A 24,101-nucleotide genomic window follows, 5' to 3' on the forward strand; every position below is an offset into this window, starting at 1 on the left:
CCATCACAAGTCACACCGGTCCGCGCCTGCCCCGAGCAGGCGCGGACCGCTTAGAATCGCAGACCAGAACGCGTAAGGCGTCTGCGTGTGCGAGAGGGGGACCGCGTGGCCGATCGGCCGCAATTTCTGAAGAAGATCATCGACTGGTTGCGCGCCGGATATCCCGACGGCGTACCCGCCGACGACTACATCCCCCTCGTCGCCCTCCTCCGCCGACAGCTCAGTGAGGAAGAAGTCGACGAGGTCTCGGACGAGCTCATCCGCGAGTCCGCACCTCCGCCCGAACCGATCTCCAAGATCGACGCCGGGGTCAAGATCTCCAAGGTCACCCACGAGCTGCCCCACGAGGCCGACATCGATCGCGTCCGCACCTACCTCGAGTCACGCGGCTGGCCGTTCGACGACCACCCCCTCGACCCGCCACCGCCCGACGCCCCCGAGCCGGAGTAGTTTTGCTGCGGTGACCCGCATCCTGCGACCACTCCCCCTGCCCGCCGACGCGACGGTCCTGGAACTGCGCGACGAGCTGCTCGCCCTGGTCGAGCTTCCCGCCCCGCCGGCTTCGCTGGTCGAGCTTCCCGCCCCGCCGGCTTCGCTGGTCGAGCTTGTCGAGACCACCCCACCGCCGGTCGAGCCCCCCTCCCCGCCGGTCGAGCCCCCACCGCCGGTCGAGCCCCAACCGCTGGTCGAGCCGTCCTCGCTGGTCGAGCTTGTCGAGACCACCCCCGCCGCCCTGCCCGTGCCGGCCGCAGACCCCGCCCACGCGAAGCGTCTCGCAGACGCTCTCGCCGCCGAAACGCCCATCGACGACGCCATCTCGCTCGTCATCTCCACCTCGGGCACCACCGGCACGCCCAAGGGCGCGCAGCACACACCCCGCACCCTCGCCGCATCTGCGGCAGCGACGCACAAATACCTTGGAGGGCAGGGTAATTGGCTCCTCGCGCTCGCGCCGCACCACATCGCCGGACTCCAAGTCCTCCTCCGTGCGCTCGCAGCAGGTTTCACGCCAGGCGTCCTCGACGTCTCGTCCGGTTTCAACCCAGACGCCTTCGCCGACGCCCTCGACGCCCTCGACGGTCCGCGCCGCTACACCTCGCTGGTCCCCACCCAGCTGATCAAAGTCCTCGACTCCCCCCGTGCCGCCGCAGCACTCCGCACCGCCGATGCGCTTCTCGTCGGCGGTGCAGCGACTCCCGCACCGCTACTGCGTCGCGCCCTCGACGCCGGGCTACCCATCGTGCGCACCTACGGCATGAGCGAGACCGGCGGCGGCTGCGTCTACGACGGCATCCCACTCGACGGCGTCACCGTCACCCTCATCAATCCAAACCCCGAAGGCGTTGGGCGCGTAGCACTCTCGGGTCCGATGGTGGCCCACGGATACCGCAACCTCCCCGACCACCCGGCCTTCACACTCACGCCCGGCGCACGGACTTTCATCACCGACGACCTCGGCCACCTCGACGACGGCGTCCTGAGCATCATCGGCCGCGCCGACGAAGCCATCACCACTGGCGGACTCACAGTGGTACCCCAGGTGGTCGAGGCCGTGATCCTCGACGACGACTCCGTACGCGAGTGCGCCGTCGTCGGACTACCCGACGACCGTCTCGGCGAGAAGGTCGTCGCCTTCGTCATCCCCTCTGACACAAGCAGATTCGACGCTGAGCGCATCCGCGGCGCCGTCGTCGAACGACTCGACCGCTACGCCGCTCCCCGCGACATCATCGAGGTCGACGAACTTCCGCTGCGCGGTCCGGGCAAGATCGACCGACGCGCATTGCGCGCTCGCTACTCCTGATCGAGCACTTACCGCCCTACTGTCGACCGGCCCAGTCGACGAGAGCTTCAACCCGCGGGGCGATCTGTTGGTAGACGCGCACAAAGTGCTCCTTGGGCTGCCCCATGGGATCGACAATGTCGAGCGATTCCGCATTCGTGTCGATGCGGCCGCGCTCTGCCATGACCGCGTCGATACCGCCTTCCGCGACAGCTGAGGTCAACTCGTCGAACTCGACGAGCGTGAACATCCGTCGCCACCGCACGGGCAGCATCCGCTGGCACGCCGCGCGGTGCTCGCGGGTGAAGCACAACACGATGTCGGCATCCGCCAGCACGGGTGGAAGTAGATAACGAGACTCGAAATCGGTTGCATCAAAACCATTTTCGGTAAGTACCTCAGCGGTAAACGGGTGCATCGGTCGACCGTTGAGCGCGCCAACACCAGCACTCGACGCTGCGATATCGACGTTGGCCCGATCGGCCACACCCCAGCAGACCCTCTCGGCCATCGGTGAGCGACAGATGTTGCCCGTGCATACGAAGAGGACGTTCATGCTGACAGCCTATCCCGCTGCCGGGCATGCAATCTCGGTTGCGAATTTGCGGTTCGTATACCGAAAATTCCCTATTCAGAATACTCGAGCGGCAGCGGCTTCTAGCCGTTCTACGTGTCCGTCCCTCTAATGCCCGAGGTCATCGGTTAACCTCGACACATGGCAACCATCCGCTCAGTCGCATTTGTTGATGATCTCGACGGTCGGGAGATTGATCTCGACGACGTTCATACCGTGTTGTGGTCCTGGCTCGGCGTTGAGTATCAGCTCGATATTTCCAGCGCAAATCTCGACAAGGTCGAGAACGGCCGTGTCACCGTCGCCAAACTCCTTGAGGCCTCCACCAGGATTGGTGGTCGCAAGCAGTCCACGGCGCCTCGTGTGACCACAAAGAAGTCATCCGGCCCGTCCAAGTCGGTGGCGTCGACCAGTGATATTCGGGAGTGGGCAATCGAAGAGGGCTACGAGGTAGGGCCTCGCGGTCGGCTTCCCAAGGAAATTGTAGAAGCGTTCGAAGCCGCTCACTGATGCACCACGCTCGGGGATCAGCTCAGATCCCCGAGCAAGAACTTCCCAGATCCAACCGCCGTCCGACATCGGCACCGCGCAGTTTCCAGGGCGAATCCCCTTGCCGCGCACCAAGTACGAAGCGTCCTTCCACAACAGGACTCCAGTGGAAAATCGCGACGTGTTTGCGTGGCACGACGTCGAAGGTGAATCGCAATAGCTTTCCATTGGCCAGCCGCGTCGGTTGCCGGACAGAGAATGTCACCGGGTCATCGTTTGTCACCCGCGCGGTAAGTGTGTACGTGCAACCCGCGCCGTATTTACCGGTTCCGCCGGGTTGCGCGACCGTCAAGGTGCGCACCGCGGCGTCAGCATGCGCGGGCATGGCGCCAACCGAGGCTCCCGCCGTAATCAGAGCAACGACTGCCGCGCGGATCATCCAAACTGAGCGCGTATTGCGTGCCATTCACTCTCCCCGTGGATATCGGCGGTGCGACGCGCTCAGACTATCGACTATGTGAGACACATTTGTGATTCAGCGTGTCTACCGACGTCAGACCGGCTTGTCGTGCTCACCACGCGGCACAATCTATCGAGTGCGCGCCCCCGACTTCTTCCACGCCCTTGTCCTTCTCAATCTCTTGTTCGCCAGCGGGTTGTGGGCGCTCATGAGGCCATCAGGGCGTGCGTCGTTGGTGCTGGCAGGCGTCGCTGTCGCCTGGATTATCTGGAATGGCCCCATCGAGGGAGCCACCCTGATCGCATTCTCCTCGCGACACGGCGTCACCGAGTCCGATCTGCTGTCGCTGGTCGCATTCTGGATCGCCGGCTCCTCCTACGAGCGGATGCGCCGCAACTCGCCCGACCGGCGGCACACCCCCAACGGCTAAGCCCACCCGCTGATCGAGCGCCTTAACCGCTGGTCGAGCCTGTCGAGACCACCCCCAACCGCTGGTCGAGCGCCCCACCGCTGGTCGAGCTTGTCGAGACCACCCCCAACCGCTGGCCGAGCCCCTCGCCGCTGGTCGAGCCCCCCGCCGCTGGTCGAGCCCCCCGCCGCTGGTCGAGCCTGTCGAGACCACCTCAAAGATCGTTGCTCGCCGACCACCCGGGGCTCGGAGTCATAGGCGCCCACGGCTGCGCGCCCTGGCTCGCCGCCCGATTCGGCACCGACGCAGGAACATTCGACGCGCACGCCCGCTGGTCTGCAGTCGGATTCGGATAGACCGCGGCAAAGTCGTAGCGCGAGACGTACCACCCGCCGAAGACGTTGCCACCTGGCGTCCGTTGCGATCCCCGCACTCTGACCGGCGGCGCGCTGGCCTGCTGTCGGAAGTCGATTTCAACCGGTCGCGGCGTATCAACCCGCGAGCTCCACGGCGACGCGCCGCTGCCGTTTCGCACCGACGAATACCCATACCGACACAACACAATTCGCGTCCCGTACGCACTGTCTTCACGACGCAGCGCCGAGAAGAACACAGTCCCGACCGATGGCTTGGCATCCGACACCTTCGACGGATACACCGTGATCATCTGATCAATGTTCGACGGCGCGGCGTCGGAGAACCCCGGATATCCCCAGCTCGTCGACTGCGCGGCGTTCGCGATCTCGAACGATTCGACGAAGGCGCGAACAAACGTGCCCTCGGGGCCCGAGAGGTCGAGCGCACCACCCGGGATCCACCGGAACGTCGTGTTGAAGTCTGTCGGAACGTGGTCGCTGGGCGCGGGCGCCGCCGAGACTGCAGTCCCTGACTCGGTGGTCACTCCACATCCGACCAGCGCGAACAAAACGCACAGGGCGGCCGACATCGTTGCGATCACTCCGCGATGCTTCTGCGCCACGACGATCACCCCTTCGGCTTCGGCCTGGCCCCGGGTTGTCGGCTTAGTTGCAGGGTAGGCACCGCAACCGCCACGCATGGGCAGTGCCGCGCATCAGAAAGGCGAAGATAGTGCAACAGAATGGAGTAGCTGAGGATTCCTAGGCCGCCAAACGAATCGATAGCCTGCTCACTACCGCAGCGGCGGACCTACACCGTGTAGCCCCTTTGGAGGACACCCTTGCGAAGCCGAGCAAACCGTCCGCGAGAACCGCAGGGCAGCATGCGAGTCGTACACGTGCGAAATGCTTTCGACCGGCGGTTTCCGTGTTGACAACATTGAGGCCCTATGACAATCTGAGTGCAATTCTTAGCTGCCGCTAAGGCGAGTCCACACCGCTGTGGGCGCCCCCAGATCAGAGCTCACCCGGAGGCCTCATGGCTACTGCATTTGCGCCCACAGTCAAAACCAGATTCTCCTCAAGGATGCGTATGGGCGCTGCGGCCGTAGCAGTCGCTTCCGCTGCCGCGTTCACTCCCGCAGTCGTGCATTCAGCGCCCATCGCCGCCGCGGCGCCTGCAGCGCAAGTTGCATACATCACCAAGGGTGTTCCTTACGTCGTCAAGGCGTCTGCTGCACCCACGGCAGCGGCACAGCCCCTCAGCAACTGCCAACCGAACAACTTCGGCTGCTACCTCGTTCAGGGATTCAGGACCGCCGGCCAGCAGTTCAGGCAGAGCGTCTCCTACTGGACGCGGGGCGTAGCCAGCGTCGTCGGCACCGTCACTTACGTGACCCTTGCAGCAACCGGGCAGGTCTTCAAGGCCATTGGCCTCAACCGTATCGGCTCGATCTTCACCTTCATCGCGAACACCATTGCGAGGATCACCAGGGTCGGCCCGTACGGCACGTAAACAGATGTGAAAAATACTCGTCAGTTCATGTGACCACGTGGACTGGCGAGTATTTTTATGCGGATTTCACGATTTGTGCTCATCATGCGCCGAGACTTCGACGGCGCCCTAGTGCAGGGAACTAACTTCAGTGGGACTCTCCCCGCGTCGGTCGAATAATGACGACTTGACCGACGGTTCTAAGGCGACCAACGAGAACACAACGACTACGAGCGACATCTTCAGGCGACGCAATCTCGTGATTGCCGGGGTAGCAGTGCTCGTTATCGTCGTGGCGTACTGCGTGTGGCTCGTGTTTCAGGCGCAGTCGGTCAAGAGCAACCTCGAGCAGGCCCGCACGCAGTCGCAACAGTCCAAAGATTCTCTGCTGCATGAAGACATGTCGTCGGCGTCGAAGCTGGCTGGTCAGGCGGAGCAGCACGCCCAGGACGCGAAAGACACCACTCACTCGGTGTCGTGGAGCGTGGCAGCAGCCGTCCCGTGGCTCGGCAGCCCACTCAAGACCGGGCAACAGATATCCGACGTTGCCGCCGGCCTGACCTCCGAGGTCCTGAAGCCTGCATCGCAGATGGGCGCCACCGTTGCGCCCGGTTCACTGCTTGCCGGCGGGCGCGTCGATGTGGCCAAATTGCGCGATGAAGCGTCCGAACTCACAAAGATTTCCGCAGCCGCAACCCGACTCGATAAAGACGCACGAGCGATACAGAATCCGCATTATGTCTCTGCTCTCGATACCGCACGGACGCAGGTCCAATCGCAAACTGCCGACATAGCGACGCTGCTGAAGAATACTTCGATTGCGGCAAACATTGGCCCTGCAATGCTCGGCGCCGACGGTCCGCGGTCATACTTCATGGCATTCCAGACGAATGCCGAGGCGCGCGGCACAGGCGGCCTCCTGGGCGGATTCGGCATCCTGCGATTCAACGACGGCAAACCGACAGTCGACGACCTTGGCGCCAACAGCGAGCTCAACAAGACGTTCACGCCGCTCTCCCTCGGGCCGGAGTATGAGGAACAGTACGGCTACACCAACCCGAGCACCGACTTCCGAAACAGCAATCAGAGCGCGCATTTTCCCTACGCAGCTCAAATCTGGAAGTCGATGTGGAAGCAGCAGTCCGGCACAGACGTCGATGGCGTCATCGCCCTGGACCCCATTGCGCTGAGCTACATTCTTGGCGCTACCGGACCGGTCACGATGCCCGACGGCGAGGTGATCACCAAGGACAACGTCGTCGAACTGACAGAGTCGACGGCCTATACCCGGTATCCCGATGACCAGGCTGCTCGTAAGCAGTATCTGCAGGGCATCGCAATCGAGGTGGTCAAGAAGGTGACCGGGCCCCTCGAGTCTCCGCAGGAGGTGCTGCGCGCGCTCGGGCGCGGCGTCGGCGAACACCGGATCTCCGTGTGGAGCGCCTCGCCCGAGGAGCAGGAGCAACTCGAGCAGACCCCGCTCGCCAACACCGTTGCCAACGATCGTGCTCCGCACGCGCAGTTCGTCGTCAACAATCTTGGCGGCAACAAGATGGACTACTACCTGACTCGCCAAATCGAATACAGCGCAGAGGGTTGCACCCCCGGCACACGAAGATCGACCGCGACCATCCGGCTGACCAACACGATCAAAGACACGTCGGGACTACCCGACTATGTAGTGGGCAAGATGGGATTTCTACCGGGCTTGGCCTCAGGCGTTCCGCGCGGTTCGATGATCACCTCCGTGCGTCTCCTCGCCACAACGGGCGCCGAGGTCGTCAGTGTGAAGGTGAACGGCTCGCCCGTGCAGGTCATCGGTTCAACTGAACGCGGCCACCCCACCTTTGAAGCCACGTTCGCCGTACCACCCGGCGAGACCGCAGAATTGACGTTCGAACTGACCGAACCCAGCACGCCTGGCGAGGCACAGGTACCGGTACAGCCGCTCGTCGACAATCCCAGTCCTAAAGTGTCCGTCCCCGCGTGCTCCGAATAGCGCATAGCGAATAAACGCGAAAGAACTAGGGCCACCAGCACTCACGTTCACCAACTGGTCCAAACCGGAGACCCTACACCCATTCCTGAGGGTGGCAGCTTGTACAGGCTTTTCGAGTGTTCACACACAAACTTGCGAGACCAGGCATCGTCGACGAACACGGTCAGATCGTGCACAGTCCGCGCTCGACGTTCGCACCACGGCGACCTCGAACCTCGAACACGTCGCCGGGCCTGCACCGTCGCCGATCTGCTGGTCACGACCCGCAGACCGCTTCGCGAAATCACTCGAGTTGCCGCAACTGGTGATCCGCTGCCGATACTGCCAACGGCGCTGCTGAAAGGCCGGTCTAGTTGTACGAACCACGGACGTTAGGTACGGCGTGGCGGGATGACATGACGAAGACCTCCGAGTGAAGTGCGAACTGCCTAGGTAAGCACCGCTCAACTCGGAGGTCTTCGTGTCCTACCGTAACGCCCCACTGACCGAACTCGGTCGGCTACGTCTTGCTCGATGTGTCGTGCAGGACGGCTGGTCAATTCGCCGTGCCGCTGAACGCTTTCAGGTCACACCCACCACCGCCCAACGCTGGGCCCGCCGCTACCGCGCGAACACGGGTCGGCCCGGATGGTCGATCGCAGCAGCTGCCCGCACCGCAGTCCCCATCGCACACCGACCCGCACCGAACGAAGCATCATCAACATCCGCGTCCTACGCTGGGGACCAGCCCGCATCGCCTACCTACTCGGCCTGAACCCTTCCACTGTGCACCGGGTGCTCTCTCGCTACGGACTGGCGCGTTTGCGCTGGCTGGACCATCCGACCGGGCGCGTGATCCGCCGTATGATCGCTGATCACCCGGGTGAGCTGGTGCATGTCGACGTCAAGAAATTCGGCAAGATCCCTGCCGGCGGTGGCTGGCGCAAACTCGGCCGCACCGCCCGCCGCCGTAACAGCCGAGCCGACAAGAGCAGCGGGAAACAGAACAAGTACCGGAACCCCATGCGCGGCTATCACTTCCTGCACACCGCCATCGATGCCCACTCACGGTTGGCGTACTCGGAGATCCTGGCCGATGAACGCAAAGAGACCGCCGCCGAGTTCTGGCTTCGTGCCGAGCAGTGGTTTGCCGAGTGCGGTACCGGGGTGCGGAAAGTGTTGACCGACAACGATTCCTGCTACAAGTCGCATGCCTACGCCGATGCGCTCGGACCATCGATCATCCACCGTCGAACCCGGCCGTATCGGCCGCAAACCAACGGCAAGGTCGAACGGTTTCACCGCACCCTGGCCGACGAATGGGCCTACGACCGTCTCTATACCAGCGACACCGAACGCTGCCTACAGTTCCCTATCTGGCTGCATCACCACAATCACCTTTACGTTGGAGTACGTCCGGGGCGGTCGCCTCGGACGTTCGTCCGCGGTTCGGGGCGTGGCTCGACAATCACCTGTTGTCGCTGGTGGCTTGGCGTGGAAGGTCACCCCGGACCGTGACGGGTCGTTTCGGCCGCTGATTGAGATGTGTTCGCGAACTTGTCGCTGTGTAAAGGTGTGCCGGCGAAACCACCCTGACGAGCCAACCGCACACGGAAGGACAGTATGGACGAAAAGATCTGGGTAGGAATTGATGTCGGTCGGCATGCGCATCACGCCGCCGCGGTCGATGAGGCGGGAACGGTGCTGTGGTCTCGGCGGCTTCCCAACGATCAACCGGCGATCGAAGCGCTCATGGACCGGGTCGCCGACATGAAATTCGTGGTGTGGGCGATCGACATGACCGCACCGGAATCGGCGCTGCTGAGGGGTGTGCTGGCTGCGCGGCGCCAGCAGATCCGCTACGTGCCCGGCCGGGTCGTGCACAGCATGACCGGTGCGTTCGCGGGTGAGGGCAAGACCGATGCCCGCGATGCGGTCGTGATCGCCCAGACAGCCCGCCTACGTGGCGATCTCGCCACCGTCTCGGCGCCCGACGACGTCGCGATCGAACTCGACCTGCTGACCGGACATCGCAACGACCTCGTCGCTGAACGTACGCGAGGCATCAACCGCCTGCGCGGCCTGCTGACCCGCATCTTCCCTGCACTAGAACGGTGTTTCGACTACTCGACACTGACCGGTCTAACGTTCCTCACCCGCTTCGCCACGCCATCTGCGATCGCTGCGGTCTCTGACGACGAGATCTACGACCACCTGCGCAGTCACGGCGTCCGCCGACCCACGATCCCGAAGATGATCGACAAAGCCCGTGCCGCGGCGGCCGCGCAGACCGTCACCCTGCCTGGCGAGGCGACCACAGCCCTACTGGTGCAACACGCGGCTACCTCGTTGGTCATGCTGACCCGTCAGATCGCCGACCTGGATAAGCAGATCACCGAGGTGTTCCGCCGCCACCGTCACGCACGGATTCTCGAATCCGTGCCAGGCATCGGCACCCGAAGCGGCGCTGAGCTCGTCGCGATCACCGGCGGCGACCTCACTTCGTTCGGCTCGCCCGCCAGACTCGCCGCCTACGCCGGTCTTGCTCCGGTACCGCACGACTCCGGTAACCGCCGGGGAGCCTTGCGTAGACCCCAGCGTTACCACAGAGGACTTCGCAAGGTGTTCTACATGGCCGCACTCAACAGCTCGCAACGCGACGGCCCGTCCCGCGAGTTCTACCAGCGCAAACGACGCGAGAAGCGTTCCCACGTCCACGCTCTCATCGCTCTCGCTAGACGTCTGGTTGACGTGGTCTGGGCACTGATCCGCGACGGTAGGGTGTGGTTGCCGCGGCCGACCGTCGAGCGGGTGTCAGTCGATGAGGTGGGCGCGATGGCTGGATGACTGGCGGGGCCGGTCAGATCTCGGCACGTGCGTGCGTACTAGCGGGACACTGGATGCGTGTCGGTTCGGGTACTCGGCCACCAGCTTGCTCTGCCGACAAGTGTGGCGATGGTCGGCACAACGATGGTGCGGACGATGAAGGTGTCGAGCAGCAGGCCGATGCCGATGATGAGTCCGACCTGGGTCATGATCGAGATGGATCCGGCCATGAGTCCGAACATGCTGGCAGCGAAGATGAGGCCGGCCGAGGTGATGACTGATCCGGTGTTGGTGACGGTTCTCAGGACGCCGATGCGGATGTTGTTTTGGGATTCTTCGCGTAGGCGAGAGATAAGAAGCATGTTGTAGTCGGCGCCGACCGCGACGAGGACTATGAAGGCCAGTAGTGGTACGGGCCAGGCGATATCGGTTTTGAGGATGTGTTGAAAGATCAGGACACCGATACCCAGTGCCGCGGTGTAGTTGAGTATGACGGTGCCCAGAAGGTATAGCGGCGCGATGAGTGCTCGGAGTAGGAGTATCAGGATCAGGCCGACGATGGTGAGGGTGGCCAACGCTAGGAGTCGGAAGTCTTCGGTGAGTAGACGTTGCAGATCGGCGTTGATGGCGGGGAACCCGGCTATCGCGATGTTGGAGTCCTGCAGGGTTGTGTTCGGTCTGGCGGCGAGTGCGACATCGGTGATTGTGTCGGCCAGTTGCATGGCCTCGGTGCTGTAGGGGTCGAAGCTGGTTTGTATTGCGTAGCGCACGGTATGGCCGTCGGGCGAGACGAACTGGCGAGCGACGTCGACGAAACGGCGGTCTGCGTTGGCCTGAGGTGGGAGGTAGAAGCCGGTTGCTGAGTTTGTTCCGGCGGTCTCGCGGGCGGAGGTTTGTAGTTGTGTGGCTAGCGCGGCCATCCCGGCGAGTTGTTGAAGGTTGCTGTCGATCAGCGCGGATACACCGGCGGCGAGTTGGCGTGATCCCGCCGCGAGTTGACTGATACCTGTTTGCAGTTGGGTGAGCTTGCCGGGAAGGTCTTGGCTGCTGATGCTTCCCAGCGTGGAGCCCAGTGAGTTGACGGTGGAAGTGAGTTGGTCGGTGACTGTTGAGATCGGTGTATCCAGCTGCGCGAGTTGTGTTGACAGCGTGGCGATCTGGTCGAGGGTCCCGTTGCTCAGTAGGGCGTCGAGATTGCGGGTCTGCGCGCGCAGAGCTGCGCACTGCGGGACTTGGGTGCACCAGGGCGCATTATCGAGGATGGGCAGGATCGAGGTCACTGTTGCCAGGGCTGCAGATGTTTGGCGGGTGAGCGCGGCCAGCTGTGGGGCATTCTGAGAAGCGCGATCGAGCGCTGGTGCAGATGCGGCGAGTTGGCGGAGTATCGGCTGGTACTGCTGAATTTGCTGCCCTGCTGTGCTTGCCTTATCGAGGATGCCGGCCAGGGGGGCCAAGTTGGTGCGTACCTGGGTGTCGAGCTGAGTAAGCCCGTCGGCGAGTTGGAATGCGCCGGTACGGAGCTGTTCGAGGTCACCTCGGCGGTTCTGGCCATCGTCGACCGCACCCGCCAGCCGGTCCCCGATCTGACCGTTCTGCCAGGACAGCTCGGCTTGCTCGAGCTTGTCCCCGGTGGGACGGGTAACACCGATGACTCGAGTCACTCCGGGGATCTGGGATACACGTGAGGCCATTTGCTCAAGATCGGCCAGCCCGCTGGCAGTACGGAGATCGATCGGTGCATCTACAACGAGGAACTCAGTGATAGTGACGTCTTGAGGGAAATGACGGTCGAGCAACGCGTAGCCTTCGTTGCTGTCGGTTGTCGCGGGCTGCCCCTCACGATCGTCGAAGGTGATCTGGATGCCCATCGCGAAGACGCTAAGCACGATTAGCCCGACCAGGGTTAGTGCCAGCAGAGGCACAGGACGCCGCACGACGAGCACGGCGACGCGATTCCAGTACTTTCGGGTCAGATCTCGTCTGGGTGCGCCCCAGCCGAATCGCGCCGCCCACAGCAACACCGGTGGTAGCAGGGTGACCGTGGCGAGGAATCCGATGAGGATGGCGATCGCGCATGCCGGACCCAAGGTGGAGAACACGCTCAGCTGACCAAACACCATCGCCAAAAAGGCCAGCGCCACCGTGGCAGCTGAAGCCAGGATGACCCGTCCGATAGTTGCTGTCGCGTCCACGAGCGCAACCTCAGTGGTAGCGTCCTGGCGTAGCCGTTCGTGATAGCGACTGATGAAAAAGACTGAGTAGTCGACCCCGGCTCCGAGCAGGATGACGGTCATGAACGCGACGGTGAACTGCGATACCGGCATACCGAGTTCGCCGAGTGCGGACAAGACCCCGCGGCCCACGCCGAGGCTGACACCGATCACCAACAACGGCACCAGCGCGGTGAACAGCGATCGGTAAACGATCAACAGAATGATCGCGATAAGCGCCACCGTCGCCACAGTGATCACGACTAAATCGCTTTCAGCACTGACGATCTGGTCACTGAAAGTGGCCGTCGGCCCGGTGACATGGACAGTGGTGTCCGTACCGTCAAACACGCGCTGCGCGGTTTGGCGCACGGTCTCCACAGCATGCGTGGCCGTTGGCCCTCCCAAAGTTCCGGTGACCCCGACAGGCAAGTACCAGGCTTGCCCGTCCTCACTCAAGGCCTGGCCGGCCGTCGTCGGATCGGAGAGCAAATCCCGCACTGACTGCACATCGTCGAAATTTTCGCGCAACTGCAGAACGAGCATGTCGTAGCGTTCCCGCGCCACGTCGGTGAACCCGTTCGGGTTCTCCATGGTCACGAAAACAGTGGTCTTGGCGCCCTTCTCACCGAACGCACCACCCATCTGATCGAGTGCTTGAAACGATGGAACCCCAGCAGGGATCGGATCAACAGACTGCTGCCGCACCACCGTCTCCAGCTGGGGAAACAGTATCGCCAAGACGATACCCACAGCCACCCACGCCCCGATGACGAGGAATCTGTGCGCCAAGGTGAACCGTGCCAACCGCCCCAATGTCGTGCTGTACTCGCTGCGTTCCGCCAACCGGCGCGCCGCCAAGCGCCCACCACTTGGACGTTGGACCACCATACGCAGCACCTCACCCTCGACCCAGCCCGTCTACGAAACCGACGGTATCGTTACGGTACTAGCAGTACCGTAGATGGGGAAGGAGGTCAGGAGGTTTGGTGTCGCCGGTGGGCCATGAGGAAATCGTCGACAAGCTGTTCGAGATCGCCAACGGTCATCGACCGAATGCCCGTGAGCTTGGCAAAGACAAGGGGGCCCGCCAGTTGAGTGACTGCCATGGTCAAATCGAGGTCGCCGAGCTCCGCCGTGGCCACGTCACTCGTCAAAACTCGATCGAATGGTTCTCGATACTGCTCGACGACTCGACGACGCAGTGGCGCGAGCGCGTTCTGATCCCCGTCGGATTGCCCGGATTGCCGGGGCTGCTCGGGAAGCATTGCCAACCATGCCAGCGTCGTCAACTGCAGCGGTGCCTGCTCAATAAGCTCAGCCTGCCGCTGCATCAGCTTCAGCAGGTCATCACGGATCGACGTCGTCGTCTCGGGGGTCTCGGCCTGAGGCAACAATCGCTCGAAGGCAGCCGCCACCAGATCTGTGGAGCTCTCGAAGTGACGATACAAGGTGGTGCGAGCAACACGAGACAGTCGAGTGACCGCCTCCACGGTAACGGCTTCGACCCCGCCACTGTTCAGCAAGGTCACCGCAGCATCCAACAAACGCTGACGCGACCGAACCCGCCTCGGGTCAACATCGTCGGAATCGATGGTTTCCACCTGGCCACTCCCTATATAGCCAAAATCACGAACCCCTGACTGCACAACAATACCGTCGGTAACAGAGCGAAACTGCCAGTGGCGGTACCGATTGAAGGCTCAGAAAGGTCACTTATGAGGGGCGACAAACCACTACCAGCACACGCACCATGGTGCATGGGATGCGGCGAAGACAACCCCAATGGCCTGCACCTCGAGGTACACCTGCACGGCGACCACGTCTACGCCGACCTGCAATTCGACGAGCGCCACTCAGGAGCCCCGGGACTCGCCCACGGCGGAGCCATCTCAGCGGCATGCGATGACATCATGGGTTTCACCCTGTGGATCGCCGAGACACCCGCAGTCACCCGAACCCTCACCGTGGAGTATCGACGCCCGGTCCCACTGCACACCCCCGTGCACATCACCGCCTCCCTCGTCGACGAAACCGACCGCGCGCTCTTCATCGAAGCCAACGGTACTGTCGGCGACACAACCTATTTCGCCGCAGAAGCGGTCTTCGTAAAGGTCGACTTGAGTCATTTTCTTCGTCACGGAGACTGGGGCGCCACAGCAGACCTCATCACCAGATTCTTTCAGGCCGACTAGCGACCGCCAGGCACGCCACCAAGCAGAAGAGTCGCCCCGCATCCACCAGCTGGCCCATCCTTGCGCACCCGCATTGAGATCCCGAGTGCCGGGTTGGTCCGGCCTACTCGCCGCCCAGTCGTTGAGTCGCCGGCAGGAACGGGTCGAGGTCTGTCTGCCGGCTGCGCCGTCACCTCATCGGATGCGGCTGCGCCGCGCTGTGACGCCCTTCGGGCTGAGTTGGTTTGCGTTGCATCGCCGCATTCTCTTACCTCCACTCCCGTGCCGCAAGGGCCGTGAAAAACTCATCCGCCCTACGGGTTTCAGGCCTGCGGCCCGGATGACTTTTTCACTGTGAACACCCTTGCGGCCCACTCGCTTCGGCAAAGAGATGGCCGGTGCAAACGCAAACCAGCACTCACAACGGGAGGGTCACCATGAGCATCGCCACCACCGTCTACCAGCTGTGCACCAGCTGCGCTGTCGCCGTCGCCAACGGCGACATGAGCGGCCTCGACACCGAGAGCACCGCCGAGGTCCTGGCGTTCATGGCTGATCACGGCTACCTGGTGCCCGCCGACGACATCGACCCGCCCGGCTACTGGCTGTGTGAATGCTGCGGACTCGACCAGCTCGGCGCAGGCCGCATCTTCACCCACGACTAGCCCCTGAACTGCGAAAGGAACCACACGATGAATGCCTGGATCGCCACCAAAGACCCCGCCAAGGTTGACGCTTTCGCCGACCAGATCGCCGCGCACGAACCCCATCGCCTCGAAGAGGTCGACGGTGACCGCGAGTGCGCGGTGTGGCTGTACGCCGTCGACCGCATCATCCGCGAGCGCACCGGAGGATTCGACCACCGCGACTTCCCCGATTGGGGATGGCGCGACGTCTACGACGACGACTGGTCCCCCGCCGACGCCGCCGCCGACGCACTGGACCACTGGGAACAGTCCGGCGACCTCTAGAAGAGCTTCCGCGTCGCAAATCGGCACGCGGACAACAGAAAACCCGGTCAGCTGATACCTGACCGGGGTCTCACCCACCACAGTAAGGGAGAAACCCCATGACACACAACACCACCACCGCCACGACCGTGGCGACCGGCGAGCTGCGCCACCTCGCCCCGGCCGATCTGGTCATCGACACCAACATCCGCACCGAAGCCGAAGCCACCCTCACGCCTGAGTTCATCGACTCGGTCCGCGACGGCGTCCGCCAGCCGATCCTGGCCGTCGAGATCGACGGGCAGGTCCGCGTGCGCGACGGGCAGCGCCGCACGCTGGCAGCGCGGCAGGCCGGACTGGCCAGCGTCCCGGTCTACGTCGTGCCCGTCGCCAGCGACGCCGACGACAAAGCGCTGACCGTGGACCGAATCCTGGAGCAACTGGCCAGTTTCGAGCGCGAAGAACTGCGTGCATCAGACCGGGTGGCCGCGATCGAGCAGCTGGCGTTGGCCGGGATGTCGGCGACCAAGATCGCCAAGGCCACCCGCACCAAGAAGAAGGACGTGGACCACACCCTGGCGGTCGCGAAGTCGGCGACCACCCTCGACCTGCTCGACCAAGGCGCAGGGCTGACGTTGGAGCAGTCGGCGACGCTGGCGGCCTACGACCACGACCCCGAGGCCCAGCAATGGCTCATCACCGCCGCACACAGCGGACGGTTCGAGTTCCAGGCCAAGGTACTGGCCGAGGCCGACGAGCGGCCCGCCCTGCTGGCCCAGGTCGCGGCCTACGCGGCCGAGGGGATCGCGGCGGTGAGGGGTCACGGTAGTAATGGCGCAAAAAACAACGAAGTTCGCGTAGTGCCTGGTCAGCGGGTAGACGGACGCTCTTGTTGGTGGCCGCTATCGGTGGCTGCGGTCGGGGCCGATGAGGCTGGTGATGCCGCGCATGGCTGCCGGTGAGGGTTTGAAGTAGCGGCGTAGGTTCTCGGGTTTGCGGTGGCGGGACTTGGCCATCAGCTCCACCAGGCTGGCACCGGCCTCGCCGAGATGCGTCAGGCCGGAATGCCGAAGTTCGTGCAGATCCCAACCGGTGCCGGGCCCATTCGTCGCGGTGGCGGCATCCAGCACGGCGCGGGCCTGGCCGTAGGACAGCCGGGCCAGCCCGGTGTCGGGGCAGATGTCCCGGTCGGCGGCGGCCTTTCCGGGGCCCGGTCGGCGGTGGGTGACGAACAGCGGTCCGCGGGTGCGGCCCTTGGTGAGGCGTGGCAGGAGCCGGGCGGTGCCCGCGTCCCAGTACACGAGCTCGTGCGCGTACTCGTGGTAGGTGGCACCGCGGCGGCGGGTGCGGGGCTTGGCGCCCTTGGACTTCACCGGGCAACACCGCCCGGCCAGATCGAGGTCCTCGATGTTGACCTGGAGCAGTTCCTCGGTGCGGGCGCAGGTTTCGTAGAGCATCCGCCACAGCGTCTTCTCCCGGAGGTCGATGTCGCGGCGGGCGATGAGCCGGTCGATCGCGGTGCGCGAGTGCACCGGGGTGGTGGAGTCCGGTGGAGTGGAGCGTTTCACCCAGGCCGGGACCGCCGGGGCGGTGTGGCCGTGCTCGCGGCACCACGCCAGCCACGACGCGACCGCGGCGCGGCGGGCGTTCCAGGTGTTGACTGCTGAGGAGCCCCACAGGGTTTCGAGGGTTTCACCGATCTCATCGTCGGCGACGTCGGCCAGCCGCCGGGTCTCGCCGAGCGTGGCGGTGGTCTTGTCGACGGCGATGCCGTAGGCGCGGCGGGTGTTCGGGGAGCCGATCGAGTCGAGGAAGCTGTCGCCGGCGGCGCGGACGGTGATCCCGGACGGCACGGTGGTACCTCCCTCACTGGGCTTGCCGCAGATAACAGGTCCGCGTCGCGCACCGCCGGAGCGGAGTCGGCGCAGGCCGGATGTCATGATGCTACAGATAACAGGGTGTTATCCGTGGCAGTCGGAAAATGGCCTCACCCGAGTACCGGGCGATGCTCATGGGGTGTCTATGCGCCGATTTCGCGGTGGACGCCGCCGGCGGCGGTGTTGACCGCTTCGGCGAGGGTGGGGTGGATGTGGATGGCTTGGGCGAGTTGGGTGTAGGTGGCGCCGGTGGTCATGGCGATGACGGCCTCGTGAACGAGGTTCCCGCCGTCGGGTCCGGCGATGTGGCAGCCGAGGATACGGTCGGTGGCGGCGTCGGCGACGAATTTGACCAGGCCGCGGGTGTTGCCGATGGCGCGGGCTTTCACGACGCCGGTGAAGTCCTGGCGCCCGACGACGACGTCGTAGCCGGCGGCGCGGGCGGCAGGTTCGGTGAGCCCGACGGCGCCGACTTCGGGGTCGGTGAACACCGCGTGAGGCACGATGCGCCCGGTTGTGGTGCGGTCCTGGCTTCGGAATATGGTGCGGTAGACGATGTCGGCGTCGTCGCGGGCGGTGTGGGTGAACATGGGCCCGCCGCGCAGATCGCCGAGCGCCCAAACATTTTCGGCGTCGGTGCGCAGGGAGGCGTCGACGGTGAGGAAGCCCTGTGGGTCGGGTTCGAGACCGAGGTACTCGAGGCCGAGATTGTCGCTGTTGGGGGTGCGTCCTGTCGCGATCAGCAGGTGGCTGCCGGTGATGTCGTCGGCTTCGCTGCCGGTGCAGCCGAGCCGGATGTTCCCGGTGGTGCCGGTGGCCGCGGTGCAGGTGGTGCCGGTGAGCACGGTGATGCCGTCGGCGGTCATGCCCTCTCTGACGGCGGCGGAGATGTCGGGGTCCTCGCCGGGCAGCAGCCGGTCGGCGCGTTGGATGAGGGTGACCTCGGAGCCGAATCGCCGGAACATTTGGGCGAACTCGCAGCCGACGTAGCCTCCGCCGACGACGAGCAGATGTGAGGGCAGGTCGGTGAGGTCCAGCAGGGTGCGGGAAGTGAAGTAGGGGACGGTGTCGAGGCCGTCGATGGCGGGGATGGTGCTGCGGGTGCCGGTGACCAGCAAGATCCGGTCGGCGGTCAGGTCGGTGCCGTCGACGGTGAGTGTGCGGGGTGCGGTGAAATGTCCTGTGGCGTGGTAGAAGTCGAGGTCCGTTGATTTCTCGACGGTGCGGTAGGAGCCCGCGCGGATGGAGTCGACGATGGTGTTCTTGCGGTCGACCACGGCGGCCAAATCGACGGTGACCGGTCCGGGTAGGCGGACCCCGAATTCGGCGGCGCGGCGCGCCTGGTGCGCCACGGCGGCGGAGGCGATCATGGTCTTGGTGGGGATGCAGCCGCGGTTGAGGCAGGTCCCGCCGAGCAGTTCTTTCTCCACGAACGCGACGCGGCCGTGCCGGGCCGCGCGCAGCGCGAGCGGCAGGCCGGCCATGCCGCCGCCGAGTACCAGGGTGTCGTAGCGTTCGCTCATGTGCTCGGTGCCTTTCCTCGATCGAATCGCTCTGGAAGGGGTACGGCAGTCGACCGGTCGGCGCGGTCAGCGCGCGTGTTTCTCCTCGATTGTGGCGGGTGCGGGGGCGCAGCAGTCGTTGTCGGGGGTGGCGTCGCGGTGTCGGGCCCGGGTGTTGCGGGCAACGACGGTGGCGGCAAGCGTGGCGGCCACGGCCGCCACGGCGAGAATGATGACCGTGCCGGTGTGGTTTTGAATCCAGATGCTCACCGCGGCGGACCAGGCGGTGGAGCCCATCGCGGCACCACCGGTACTGCCGATAGCGGCGGGCCACCAATACCAGACGAGGTAGGCGCCGGTAGCGACGAGCACGACGGCGGTGATGCGGGTGCCGTGGCGGGCGAGCACCGCGAGGTAGCGGGTGGCAGCGGTGCCCGCCGCGGCGGTGGCGAGGCTGACCAGCAGCAAGACCGTCGCGGCCCCGGCGGCGTAGACGGCGAACACCACCAGCAGCGCTGCCCATCCGGCGGTGGCCTGGGCTTGGGCGATCACGGCGAGCAGCACCCCGAAGGTGCACGACAGCGACGCGGCCGCATAGCCGGCACCGGCGGCCACCATACCGGTGGTGGTCATCGATGCGCGGGGCGGGCGCTGAGCGCGGCGGGGCAGGCGCAGGCCAAGGCCACGGCCGGTGAGCATGACCAGCCCGAGCACCGCCAGCGCCGCGCCGACGGCCAGGCCGAGGCGGGGGCCGCGGCGATGAGCGCGCGGGCGCCGGCGCTGACGGCCAGGCCCGCCGCGGCGAGGGTGCCCGCGAATCCGAGGGTGAGCGCGGTCCCGGCGCGCAGGGCGCGCGCCATGCGGACCGGGAACGCGTCGGTGGTGGTGTCGCCGAGGGTGTGGGTGATCCAGGCGGGCAGCAGCGCGAATCCGCACGGGTTGACCGGGGCGAGCATCCCGGCGGTGAACGCCAGCGCCAGCAGTCCGCCCATCACGCCGCTCCCGCGTCGCGCAGTGCGGTGGTGATCTGGTCGGCGGACGGGTCGGTGGCGCGGTAGGTGACCTTGCCCGCCGGATCGACCACGACCAGCGTCGAGAGCGACGCCACCGAGAGTCGTGTGGTGAGGGTGGCGCCGGTGTCGATCACGGCGGGCAGCGCCTGGGTGCCGGTGAAGTCCTGGAACCCGGCCACCGTCTGCGCGGATTCACCCGGATCCATGTCGACCAGCACGAACGACGCCTTGTCGCCGAGTTGTCCGGCCGCCTGCGCCACCGATTTCGCGCCGCCCACGCATTCGCCGCAGCCGACGGAGAAGAAGAACAACGCGGTCGGCTTGTCACCGGGCACGCTGATGGAGGTGCCGGTGACGGTGTCGACCTGCACCGGCGCCACCGGATCCTGCGCCGTCGTGTCGGTCGAGGTGCACCCGGTGAGGGCCAGGGCTGCGGACAGCGCCAGCGCGGCGGCGGCGAGGGCGGGGCGGCGAAAGCGTGGCAGAGTGGCCATTCGAGGACAGTGGCCTTTCGTGCGGGGGGCGAGGGAGTGTCAGCGCGGTCTCGCGACCGCTCATCGGGGTGTCAGAGTTCGAGACGGTCATGCCGGGGTTTCCGTCCGGTCGCGGTCGGCCGGAGCCGACCGAGGGGATCCGGGTCGGGGCGGACAACACCCCGTGGCCTTACGGGCGCGGCGCCGCAGGGTGTAGCCGACGGCGGCGGCCACGACCAGCACGCCTGCGGCAAGCAGCCACGGGCTGGTCAAGACACCGCCGAGACCGGCGAGCACGCCGCCGGCGATCAGGGCGGGACCGGCGCAGCAGGCGACCATCACCAGCACGCCACCGGCCACTGCGAGCAGACCACCGAACCCGCCCGAGTCGTTGTCGGGTGTGTTCATCGCCTTGTTGTCGGGTGTGTTCATCGCCGCCCACTACCGTCCGCGGCGGGGATGCGCGGGCAGCAGCCCAGCGCGGCGGAGTTGTCGGCCGCCAGCGACCGCGCCAGCATCACCAGGTCAGCTACCCGCGGATCACCCACGGAGTACCGCAGTTTCTTCCCGTCGCGGCGCGCGAGGACATACCCGCAGTCGGCCAGGCAGGACAGGTGTACCGACACCCGGGGCTGCGAGATGCCAGCGTGTTCGACGCAGTCGGCGGAGGTGCGCTCCCCGGCGAGGATGAATTCGAGGAGCTTGAGCCGGGTCGGATCCGACAGGGCGCGAAAAAACTTCGCCGTCGTATCCAGATGCGTACACGCCGACTCGGCACCGGGCACGGTGACAGTGGCGGTGGTGGACCGGGCCATGGGATCGCCTCCACGAGACTTGAACTATTCGGATAAACGCATAATATGGTTCCGGTAGATATTCGTCAACACGAATAGCAGCCGTTGTCGGTTCAGCGGTTGCCCGACCAGGAGGCACCCTCGTGACCTTGACAGATTCCCGCGCCGATCTGGCGATCATCGGTTCCGGCTCGGCGGCGTTCGCCGCCGCCATCGCCGCGGTCAACCTCGGCAAACGGGTGGTGATGGTGGAGCGCGGGACGGTCGGGGGCACGTGCGTGAACGTCGGGTGTGTGCCCTCGAAGGCGCTGCTGGCCGCCGCCGAGGCCCGCCACGCCGCCGAGGCGGCGGGCCGGTTCCCCGGGCTCACCCCCGCCGAGGTGCCGCTGGATTTCCCCGCCCTGATCGCGGGCAAGGACGCGCTGGTCGGGCAGCTGCAGGCGGAGAAGTATGTCGACCTGGCCGCCGACTACGGGTGGGAGATCGTCTCCGGCACCGCGGTGTTCGACGGCAGCGCCGAGGCACCCGTGCTGCGGGTCGCGCGCGCCGAGGGCGGTGTACGGGTGATCGAGGCCGACCAGTATCTGATCGCCACCGGTGCCGCGCCCTGGGCTCCGCCGATCGACGGCCTCGTTGAGGCCGGGTATCTGACCTCGACCACCGCCATGGACCTCCAGCAGCTGCCGGAGTCGCTGATCGTGGTGGGTGCGGGCTATGTGGGGCTCGAGCAGGCCCAGCTGTTCGCCCGCCTGGGCAGCAAGGTCACGGTGATCGCGCGTAGCCGGCTGACCTCGGGTGAGGAACCGGAAATCTCGGCCGCGCTCGAGGCCGTCTTCGCCCACGAGCGCATCGACGTGCTCACCGCCGCCACCGTCGAGAAGGTCCTCGCCGACGACGGGCACAAGGTGGTGACTGTGCGCACCGGCGGCGGCGCCAGCACCGAGCTGCGGGCCGAGCAGGTGCTGATGGCCACCGGCCGCCGCCCCAACACCGCCGGGCTGGGCCTGGATGCGGTCGGCGTCGCCGTCGACGAGCGGGGCGCGGTCGTGGTCGACGACCGCCAGCGCAGCAGCAATCCGCGCATCTGGGCGGCCGGGGACGTGGCCGGGGATCCGCAGTTCGTGTACGTGGCCGCCGCGCAGGGCACCCTGGTCGCCGACAACGCCCTGGCCGGTGCCGATCGCGTCCTGGACTACACCACGGTGCCGCGCGTGACGTTCACCAGCCCCGCGATCGCCTCGGTCGGACTGACCGACGCGCAAGCCGCCGCGGCCGGGCTGGCCTGCCAGTGCCGGGTGCTGGGGTTGTCGAGCGTGCCGCGGGCGCTGGTCAACCGGGACACCCGCGGCCTGGTCAAGATCGTCGCCGAAGCCGGCACCGGCCGGATCATGGGCGTGCACGCCCTCAGCGACGGCGCCGGGGACCTGATCACCGCCGCCACCTATGCGATGACCGCGGGTCTGACCGTCGACCGGCTCGCCCACACCTGGGCGCCGTACCTGACCATGGCCGAAGCGCTGAAACTGACCGCGCAGACTTTCACCACCGACGTCACCAAACTGTCCTGCTGCGCAGGCTGACGCCGTCGGACGGGAGGCAGTGATGAACGGACACATGACGATCGGGGACCTCTCGGCCCGCACCGGGGTGCCGGTGAAGGCGCTGCGCGAGTACACCGACCTCGGCCTGATCTACACCCTGGGCCGCAGCCCGGCCGGCTACCGCCTCTACACCGACGACGCGGAGTGGTGCGTGCGGTTCATCGGCGAGCTGCGCGGCCTCGGGCTCACCATCGCCGAGATCTGCCAGCTCACCTCCACCGACCGTGACGACCACGGCCGTTCGGTCGGCGCCCATCTCGCCGAGCTGCTGCAGCGGTCGCGGCAGCGGCTGCGCCCGATGCCGAGCAGATCCTCGACCGCATCGACGCCTTCGAAACCGCACACCGTGCGCATCTGGCCACCGACGACCTGTGCTGGGCCGGTGACCCGTGCGGATGCGAGCTACGGGCTTGACCCTCACCCCGGGGACAGACCCTACCGTCGGCACCGTCACTGTCCGATCGCCCTCGAGGAGTCCGATCCCATGAGTACCGACAACCTCACTGCCGACGTTTTCGCCAAGATCCTGCCCGCCGGCCGGGACCGGGCGCTGATGCGCGCCGCGCTGCGGCTGCTCGCCCACGGCACCCCGGTCACCGTCACCGAACTCGCCGCCGCCGCGGGAGTGCCCGACCTCGACCCCGCGCAGACGCCGATCGGCGCCGACGTCGAATACGACGAGGCCGGCCGGATCGTCGGCTGGGGCCTGACCCTCAACCCGACCCCGCACCGGTTCAGCGTCGGTGGCCACCAGCTCTACACCTGGTGTGCCCCCGACACCCTCATCTTCCCCGCCGTCATCGGCGCACCCGCCTGCATCGAATCCGACTGCCCGATCACGGGCACCACCGTGCGCCTGACCATCGACCCCGTCACCGGGGTCAGCGACCTGGAACCGGCCACCGCGATGGTGGCCTTCGTCGACCCCGACCGGATCCAGCCCGGTCACCTCCGCGCCACCTGCTGCAACCCGCAGATGTTCCTCGCCACCTCCGACGCCGCCCACCACTGGCAGGCGAAATTCCCAGGCATGACGGTGCTGCCGGTCACCGACGCCTACCACCAGCTCGCCCGCCCCCTCGCCGACGCGATCACCGACCCGACCACGACCACCGGAACCAGCGCCTGCTGCTAGAT

Annotated in this window: 25 protein-coding genes and 1 pseudogene; 14 read left to right on the forward strand and 12 right to left on the reverse strand. The window is 65.7% G+C overall.

The genetic code is table 11. The annotated features are described in order from the left end of the window. Positions 1 to 105: 105 nt before the first annotated feature. Together ACRVY7_RS07575 and menE are read left to right on the forward strand one after the other, a co-directional pair. The gene (locus ACRVY7_RS07575) at positions 106 to 450 is read left to right on the forward strand and encodes a DUF3349 domain-containing protein (protein WP_431816605.1); all 345 of its coding nucleotides are present in this window, start codon (positions 106 to 108) and stop codon (positions 448 to 450) included. Between the two features lie 10 nt (positions 451 to 460). Beyond that, positions 461 to 1,804, forward strand: coding sequence for an o-succinylbenzoate--CoA ligase (menE, locus tag ACRVY7_RS07580; protein ID WP_431816606.1), 1,344 nt, complete (start codon positions 461 to 463; stop codon positions 1,802 to 1,804). Between the two features lie 16 nt (positions 1,805 to 1,820). Here the strand turns inward: menE and ACRVY7_RS07585 are convergent, their stop codons facing one another. Then, entirely contained in the window at positions 1,821 to 2,339 is a 519-nt protein-coding gene (locus ACRVY7_RS07585) for an arsenate reductase/protein-tyrosine-phosphatase family protein (protein WP_431816607.1), read from the reverse strand. 159 nt (positions 2,340 to 2,498) lie between these two features. On the opposite strand from ACRVY7_RS07585, the gene ACRVY7_RS07590 reads away from it, so the two are divergent. Continuing rightward, the gene (locus ACRVY7_RS07590; RefSeq protein ID WP_431816608.1) at positions 2,499 to 2,867 is read left to right on the forward strand and encodes a histone-like nucleoid-structuring protein Lsr2; all 369 of its coding nucleotides are present in this window, start codon (positions 2,499 to 2,501) and stop codon (positions 2,865 to 2,867) included. Positions 2,868 to 2,889: 22 nt separating this feature from the next. Here the strand turns inward: ACRVY7_RS07590 and ACRVY7_RS07595 are convergent, their stop codons facing one another. Then, positions 2,890 to 3,312: a hypothetical protein gene (locus ACRVY7_RS07595; protein ID WP_431816609.1), complete on the reverse strand. Its 423-nt coding sequence runs from the start codon at positions 3,310 to 3,312 to the stop codon at positions 2,890 to 2,892. A 130-nt stretch (positions 3,313 to 3,442) separates the two neighbouring features. On the opposite strand from ACRVY7_RS07595, the gene ACRVY7_RS07600 reads away from it, so the two are divergent. Continuing rightward, complete coding sequence (locus ACRVY7_RS07600; protein ID WP_431816610.1) at positions 3,443 to 3,736, forward strand: hypothetical protein; 294 nt, start codon at positions 3,443 to 3,445, stop codon at positions 3,734 to 3,736. Between the two features lie 193 nt (positions 3,737 to 3,929). On the opposite strand, the gene ACRVY7_RS07605 is transcribed toward ACRVY7_RS07600, so the two are convergent. Next, positions 3,930 to 4,703: a hypothetical protein gene (locus ACRVY7_RS07605; RefSeq protein WP_431816611.1), complete on the reverse strand. Its 774-nt coding sequence runs from the start codon at positions 4,701 to 4,703 to the stop codon at positions 3,930 to 3,932. Between the two features lie 461 nt (positions 4,704 to 5,164). On the opposite strand from ACRVY7_RS07605, the gene ACRVY7_RS07610 reads away from it, so the two are divergent. The 4 genes and pseudogenes from ACRVY7_RS07610 to ACRVY7_RS07625 all read left to right on the forward strand — a co-directional run bounded on the left by ACRVY7_RS07610 (position 5,165) and on the right by ACRVY7_RS07625 (position 10,391). Continuing rightward, complete coding sequence (locus ACRVY7_RS07610) at positions 5,165 to 5,587, forward strand: hypothetical protein (RefSeq protein ID WP_431816612.1); 423 nt, start codon at positions 5,165 to 5,167, stop codon at positions 5,585 to 5,587. A 166-nt stretch (positions 5,588 to 5,753) separates the two neighbouring features. Continuing rightward, on the forward strand, positions 5,754 to 7,565 hold the full coding sequence (locus ACRVY7_RS07615; RefSeq protein ID WP_431816613.1) for a DUF4012 domain-containing protein: 1,812 nt from the start codon (positions 5,754 to 5,756) through the stop codon (positions 7,563 to 7,565). A 460-nt stretch (positions 7,566 to 8,025) separates the two neighbouring features. After that, positions 8,026 to 9,062 (forward strand): annotated as a pseudogene (locus ACRVY7_RS07620) (IS481 family transposase). Positions 9,063 to 9,167: 105 nt separating this feature from the next. Beyond that, the gene (locus tag ACRVY7_RS07625) at positions 9,168 to 10,391 is read left to right on the forward strand and encodes an IS110 family RNA-guided transposase (RefSeq protein WP_006896189.1); all 1,224 of its coding nucleotides are present in this window, start codon (positions 9,168 to 9,170) and stop codon (positions 10,389 to 10,391) included. Between the two features lie 38 nt (positions 10,392 to 10,429). Here the strand turns inward: ACRVY7_RS07625 and ACRVY7_RS07630 are convergent, their stop codons facing one another. After that, positions 10,430 to 13,471 (reverse strand): MMPL/RND family transporter, encoded by a 3,042-nt coding sequence (locus ACRVY7_RS07630; protein WP_238423070.1) that lies wholly within the window; start codon positions 13,469 to 13,471, stop codon positions 10,430 to 10,432. Positions 13,472 to 13,557: 86 nt separating this feature from the next. Next, entirely contained in the window at positions 13,558 to 14,184 is a 627-nt protein-coding gene (locus ACRVY7_RS07635) for a TetR/AcrR family transcriptional regulator (protein ID WP_006896187.1), read from the reverse strand. Positions 14,185 to 14,298: 114 nt separating this feature from the next. Between ACRVY7_RS07635 and ACRVY7_RS07640 the strand changes: the two genes are divergently transcribed. From ACRVY7_RS07640 to ACRVY7_RS07655, 4 genes are all read left to right on the forward strand, one after another. Continuing rightward, positions 14,299 to 14,775, forward strand: a complete 477-nt coding sequence (locus ACRVY7_RS07640) for a PaaI family thioesterase (protein ID WP_006896186.1) — start codon at positions 14,299 to 14,301, stop codon at positions 14,773 to 14,775. Positions 14,776 to 15,191: 416 nt separating this feature from the next. Then, positions 15,192 to 15,419 (forward strand): hypothetical protein, encoded by a 228-nt coding sequence (locus tag ACRVY7_RS07645; protein ID WP_431816614.1) that lies wholly within the window; start codon positions 15,192 to 15,194, stop codon positions 15,417 to 15,419. Positions 15,420 to 15,446: 27 nt separating this feature from the next. Then, complete coding sequence (locus tag ACRVY7_RS07650) at positions 15,447 to 15,725, forward strand: hypothetical protein (RefSeq protein ID WP_431816615.1); 279 nt, start codon at positions 15,447 to 15,449, stop codon at positions 15,723 to 15,725. Between the two features lie 98 nt (positions 15,726 to 15,823). Further along, positions 15,824 to 16,666 carry a ParB/RepB/Spo0J family partition protein gene (locus ACRVY7_RS07655; RefSeq protein ID WP_431816616.1) on the forward strand — a complete coding sequence of 281 codons (843 nt, stop codon included), beginning with the start codon at positions 15,824 to 15,826 and terminating at the stop codon, positions 16,664 to 16,666. Here the strand turns inward: ACRVY7_RS07655 and ACRVY7_RS07660 are convergent. The 7 genes from ACRVY7_RS07660 to ACRVY7_RS07690 all read right to left on the reverse strand — a co-directional run bounded on the left by ACRVY7_RS07660 (position 16,607) and on the right by ACRVY7_RS07690 (position 21,384). Beyond that, positions 16,607 to 17,557: a tyrosine-type recombinase/integrase gene (locus ACRVY7_RS07660; RefSeq protein ID WP_005195278.1), complete on the reverse strand. Its 951-nt coding sequence runs from the start codon at positions 17,555 to 17,557 to the stop codon at positions 16,607 to 16,609. The genes ACRVY7_RS07655 and ACRVY7_RS07660 overlap by 60 nt on opposite strands. A 167-nt stretch (positions 17,558 to 17,724) precedes the next feature. Then, the gene (locus ACRVY7_RS07665; protein ID WP_005206419.1) at positions 17,725 to 19,104 is read right to left on the reverse strand and encodes a dihydrolipoyl dehydrogenase family protein; all 1,380 of its coding nucleotides are present in this window, start codon (positions 19,102 to 19,104) and stop codon (positions 17,725 to 17,727) included. A gap of 66 nt (positions 19,105 to 19,170) precedes the next feature. After that, entirely contained in the window at positions 19,171 to 19,716 is a 546-nt protein-coding gene (locus ACRVY7_RS07670; protein WP_235194085.1) for a cytochrome C biosynthesis protein, read from the reverse strand. Continuing rightward, positions 19,713 to 20,075 carry a hypothetical protein gene (locus ACRVY7_RS07675; RefSeq protein WP_235194086.1) on the reverse strand — a complete coding sequence of 121 codons (363 nt, stop codon included), beginning with the start codon at positions 20,073 to 20,075 and terminating at the stop codon, positions 19,713 to 19,715. Before ACRVY7_RS07675 ends, ACRVY7_RS07670 begins: the two co-directional genes overlap by 4 nt. Next, positions 20,075 to 20,590, reverse strand: a complete 516-nt coding sequence (locus tag ACRVY7_RS07680; protein ID WP_005180213.1) for a TlpA family protein disulfide reductase — start codon at positions 20,588 to 20,590, stop codon at positions 20,075 to 20,077. The genes ACRVY7_RS07675 and ACRVY7_RS07680 overlap by 1 nt, the downstream gene beginning before the upstream one ends. Positions 20,591 to 20,677: 87 nt before the next feature. Continuing rightward, the gene (locus ACRVY7_RS07685) at positions 20,678 to 21,001 is read right to left on the reverse strand and encodes a hypothetical protein (protein ID WP_005180211.1); all 324 of its coding nucleotides are present in this window, start codon (positions 20,999 to 21,001) and stop codon (positions 20,678 to 20,680) included. Next, complete coding sequence (locus ACRVY7_RS07690) at positions 20,998 to 21,384, reverse strand: ArsR/SmtB family transcription factor (RefSeq protein ID WP_004018626.1); 387 nt, start codon at positions 21,382 to 21,384, stop codon at positions 20,998 to 21,000. The genes ACRVY7_RS07685 and ACRVY7_RS07690 overlap by 4 nt, the downstream gene beginning before the upstream one ends. Before the next feature lie 122 nt (positions 21,385 to 21,506). Here ACRVY7_RS07690 and merA point away from each other — a divergent pair, with 122 nt between their 5' ends. Continuing rightward, positions 21,507 to 22,943 carry a mercury(II) reductase gene (merA, locus tag ACRVY7_RS07695; RefSeq protein WP_005195274.1) on the forward strand — a complete coding sequence of 479 codons (1,437 nt, stop codon included), beginning with the start codon at positions 21,507 to 21,509 and terminating at the stop codon, positions 22,941 to 22,943. 34 nt (positions 22,944 to 22,977) lie between these two features. Then, positions 22,978 to 24,099, forward strand: coding sequence for an organomercurial lyase MerB (gene merB, locus ACRVY7_RS07700; RefSeq protein ID WP_017681707.1), 1,122 nt, complete (start codon positions 22,978 to 22,980; stop codon positions 24,097 to 24,099). Positions 24,100 to 24,101: the final 2 nt, after the last annotated feature.

Origin of the sequence: Gordonia jacobaea (assembly GCF_965344965.1) — a bacterium.
Lineage (GTDB): Bacteria > Actinomycetota > Actinomycetes > Mycobacteriales > Mycobacteriaceae > Gordonia > Gordonia jacobaea.

What these genes read in the sequence shown, in the direction of transcription:
- ACRVY7_RS07645 (WP_431816614.1), top strand. Translation starts at nt 15,192, where the DNA reads ATGAGCATCGCCACCACCGTCTACCAGCTGTGCACCAGCTGCGCTGTC.
- ACRVY7_RS07585 (WP_431816607.1), bottom strand. Translation starts at nt 2,339, where the DNA reads ATGAACGTCCTCTTCGTATGCACGGGCAACATCTGTCGCTCACCGATG.
- ACRVY7_RS07595 (WP_431816609.1), bottom strand. Translation starts at nt 3,312, where the DNA reads ATGGCACGCAATACGCGCTCAGTTTGGATGATCCGCGCGGCAGTCGTT.
- ACRVY7_RS07655 (WP_431816616.1), top strand. Translation starts at nt 15,824, where the DNA reads ATGACACACAACACCACCACCGCCACGACCGTGGCGACCGGCGAGCTG.
- ACRVY7_RS07610 (WP_431816612.1), top strand. Translation starts at nt 5,165, where the DNA reads ATGGGCGCTGCGGCCGTAGCAGTCGCTTCCGCTGCCGCGTTCACTCCC.
- ACRVY7_RS07680 (WP_005180213.1), bottom strand. Translation starts at nt 20,590, where the DNA reads ATGGCCACTCTGCCACGCTTTCGCCGCCCCGCCCTCGCCGCCGCCGCG.
- ACRVY7_RS07685 (WP_005180211.1), bottom strand. Translation starts at nt 21,001, where the DNA reads ATGAACACACCCGACAACAAGGCGATGAACACACCCGACAACGACTCG.
- ACRVY7_RS07670 (WP_235194085.1), bottom strand. Translation starts at nt 19,716, where the DNA reads ATGACCACCACCGGTATGGTGGCCGCCGGTGCCGGCTATGCGGCCGCG.
- ACRVY7_RS07690 (WP_004018626.1), bottom strand. Translation starts at nt 21,384, where the DNA reads ATGGCCCGGTCCACCACCGCCACTGTCACCGTGCCCGGTGCCGAGTCG.
- ACRVY7_RS07640 (WP_006896186.1), top strand. Translation starts at nt 14,299, where the DNA reads ATGAGGGGCGACAAACCACTACCAGCACACGCACCATGGTGCATGGGA.
- ACRVY7_RS07630 (WP_238423070.1), bottom strand. Translation starts at nt 13,471, where the DNA reads ATGGTGGTCCAACGTCCAAGTGGTGGGCGCTTGGCGGCGCGCCGGTTG.
- ACRVY7_RS07665 (WP_005206419.1), bottom strand. Translation starts at nt 19,104, where the DNA reads ATGAGCGAACGCTACGACACCCTGGTACTCGGCGGCGGCATGGCCGGC.
- ACRVY7_RS07590 (WP_431816608.1), top strand. Translation starts at nt 2,499, where the DNA reads ATGGCAACCATCCGCTCAGTCGCATTTGTTGATGATCTCGACGGTCGG.
- ACRVY7_RS07650 (WP_431816615.1), top strand. Translation starts at nt 15,447, where the DNA reads ATGAATGCCTGGATCGCCACCAAAGACCCCGCCAAGGTTGACGCTTTC.
- merB (WP_017681707.1), top strand. Translation starts at nt 22,978, where the DNA reads ATGACGATCGGGGACCTCTCGGCCCGCACCGGGGTGCCGGTGAAGGCG.
- ACRVY7_RS07675 (WP_235194086.1), bottom strand. Translation starts at nt 20,075, where the DNA reads ATGGGCGGACTGCTGGCGCTGGCGTTCACCGCCGGGATGCTCGCCCCG.
- ACRVY7_RS07625 (WP_006896189.1), top strand. Translation starts at nt 9,168, where the DNA reads ATGGACGAAAAGATCTGGGTAGGAATTGATGTCGGTCGGCATGCGCAT.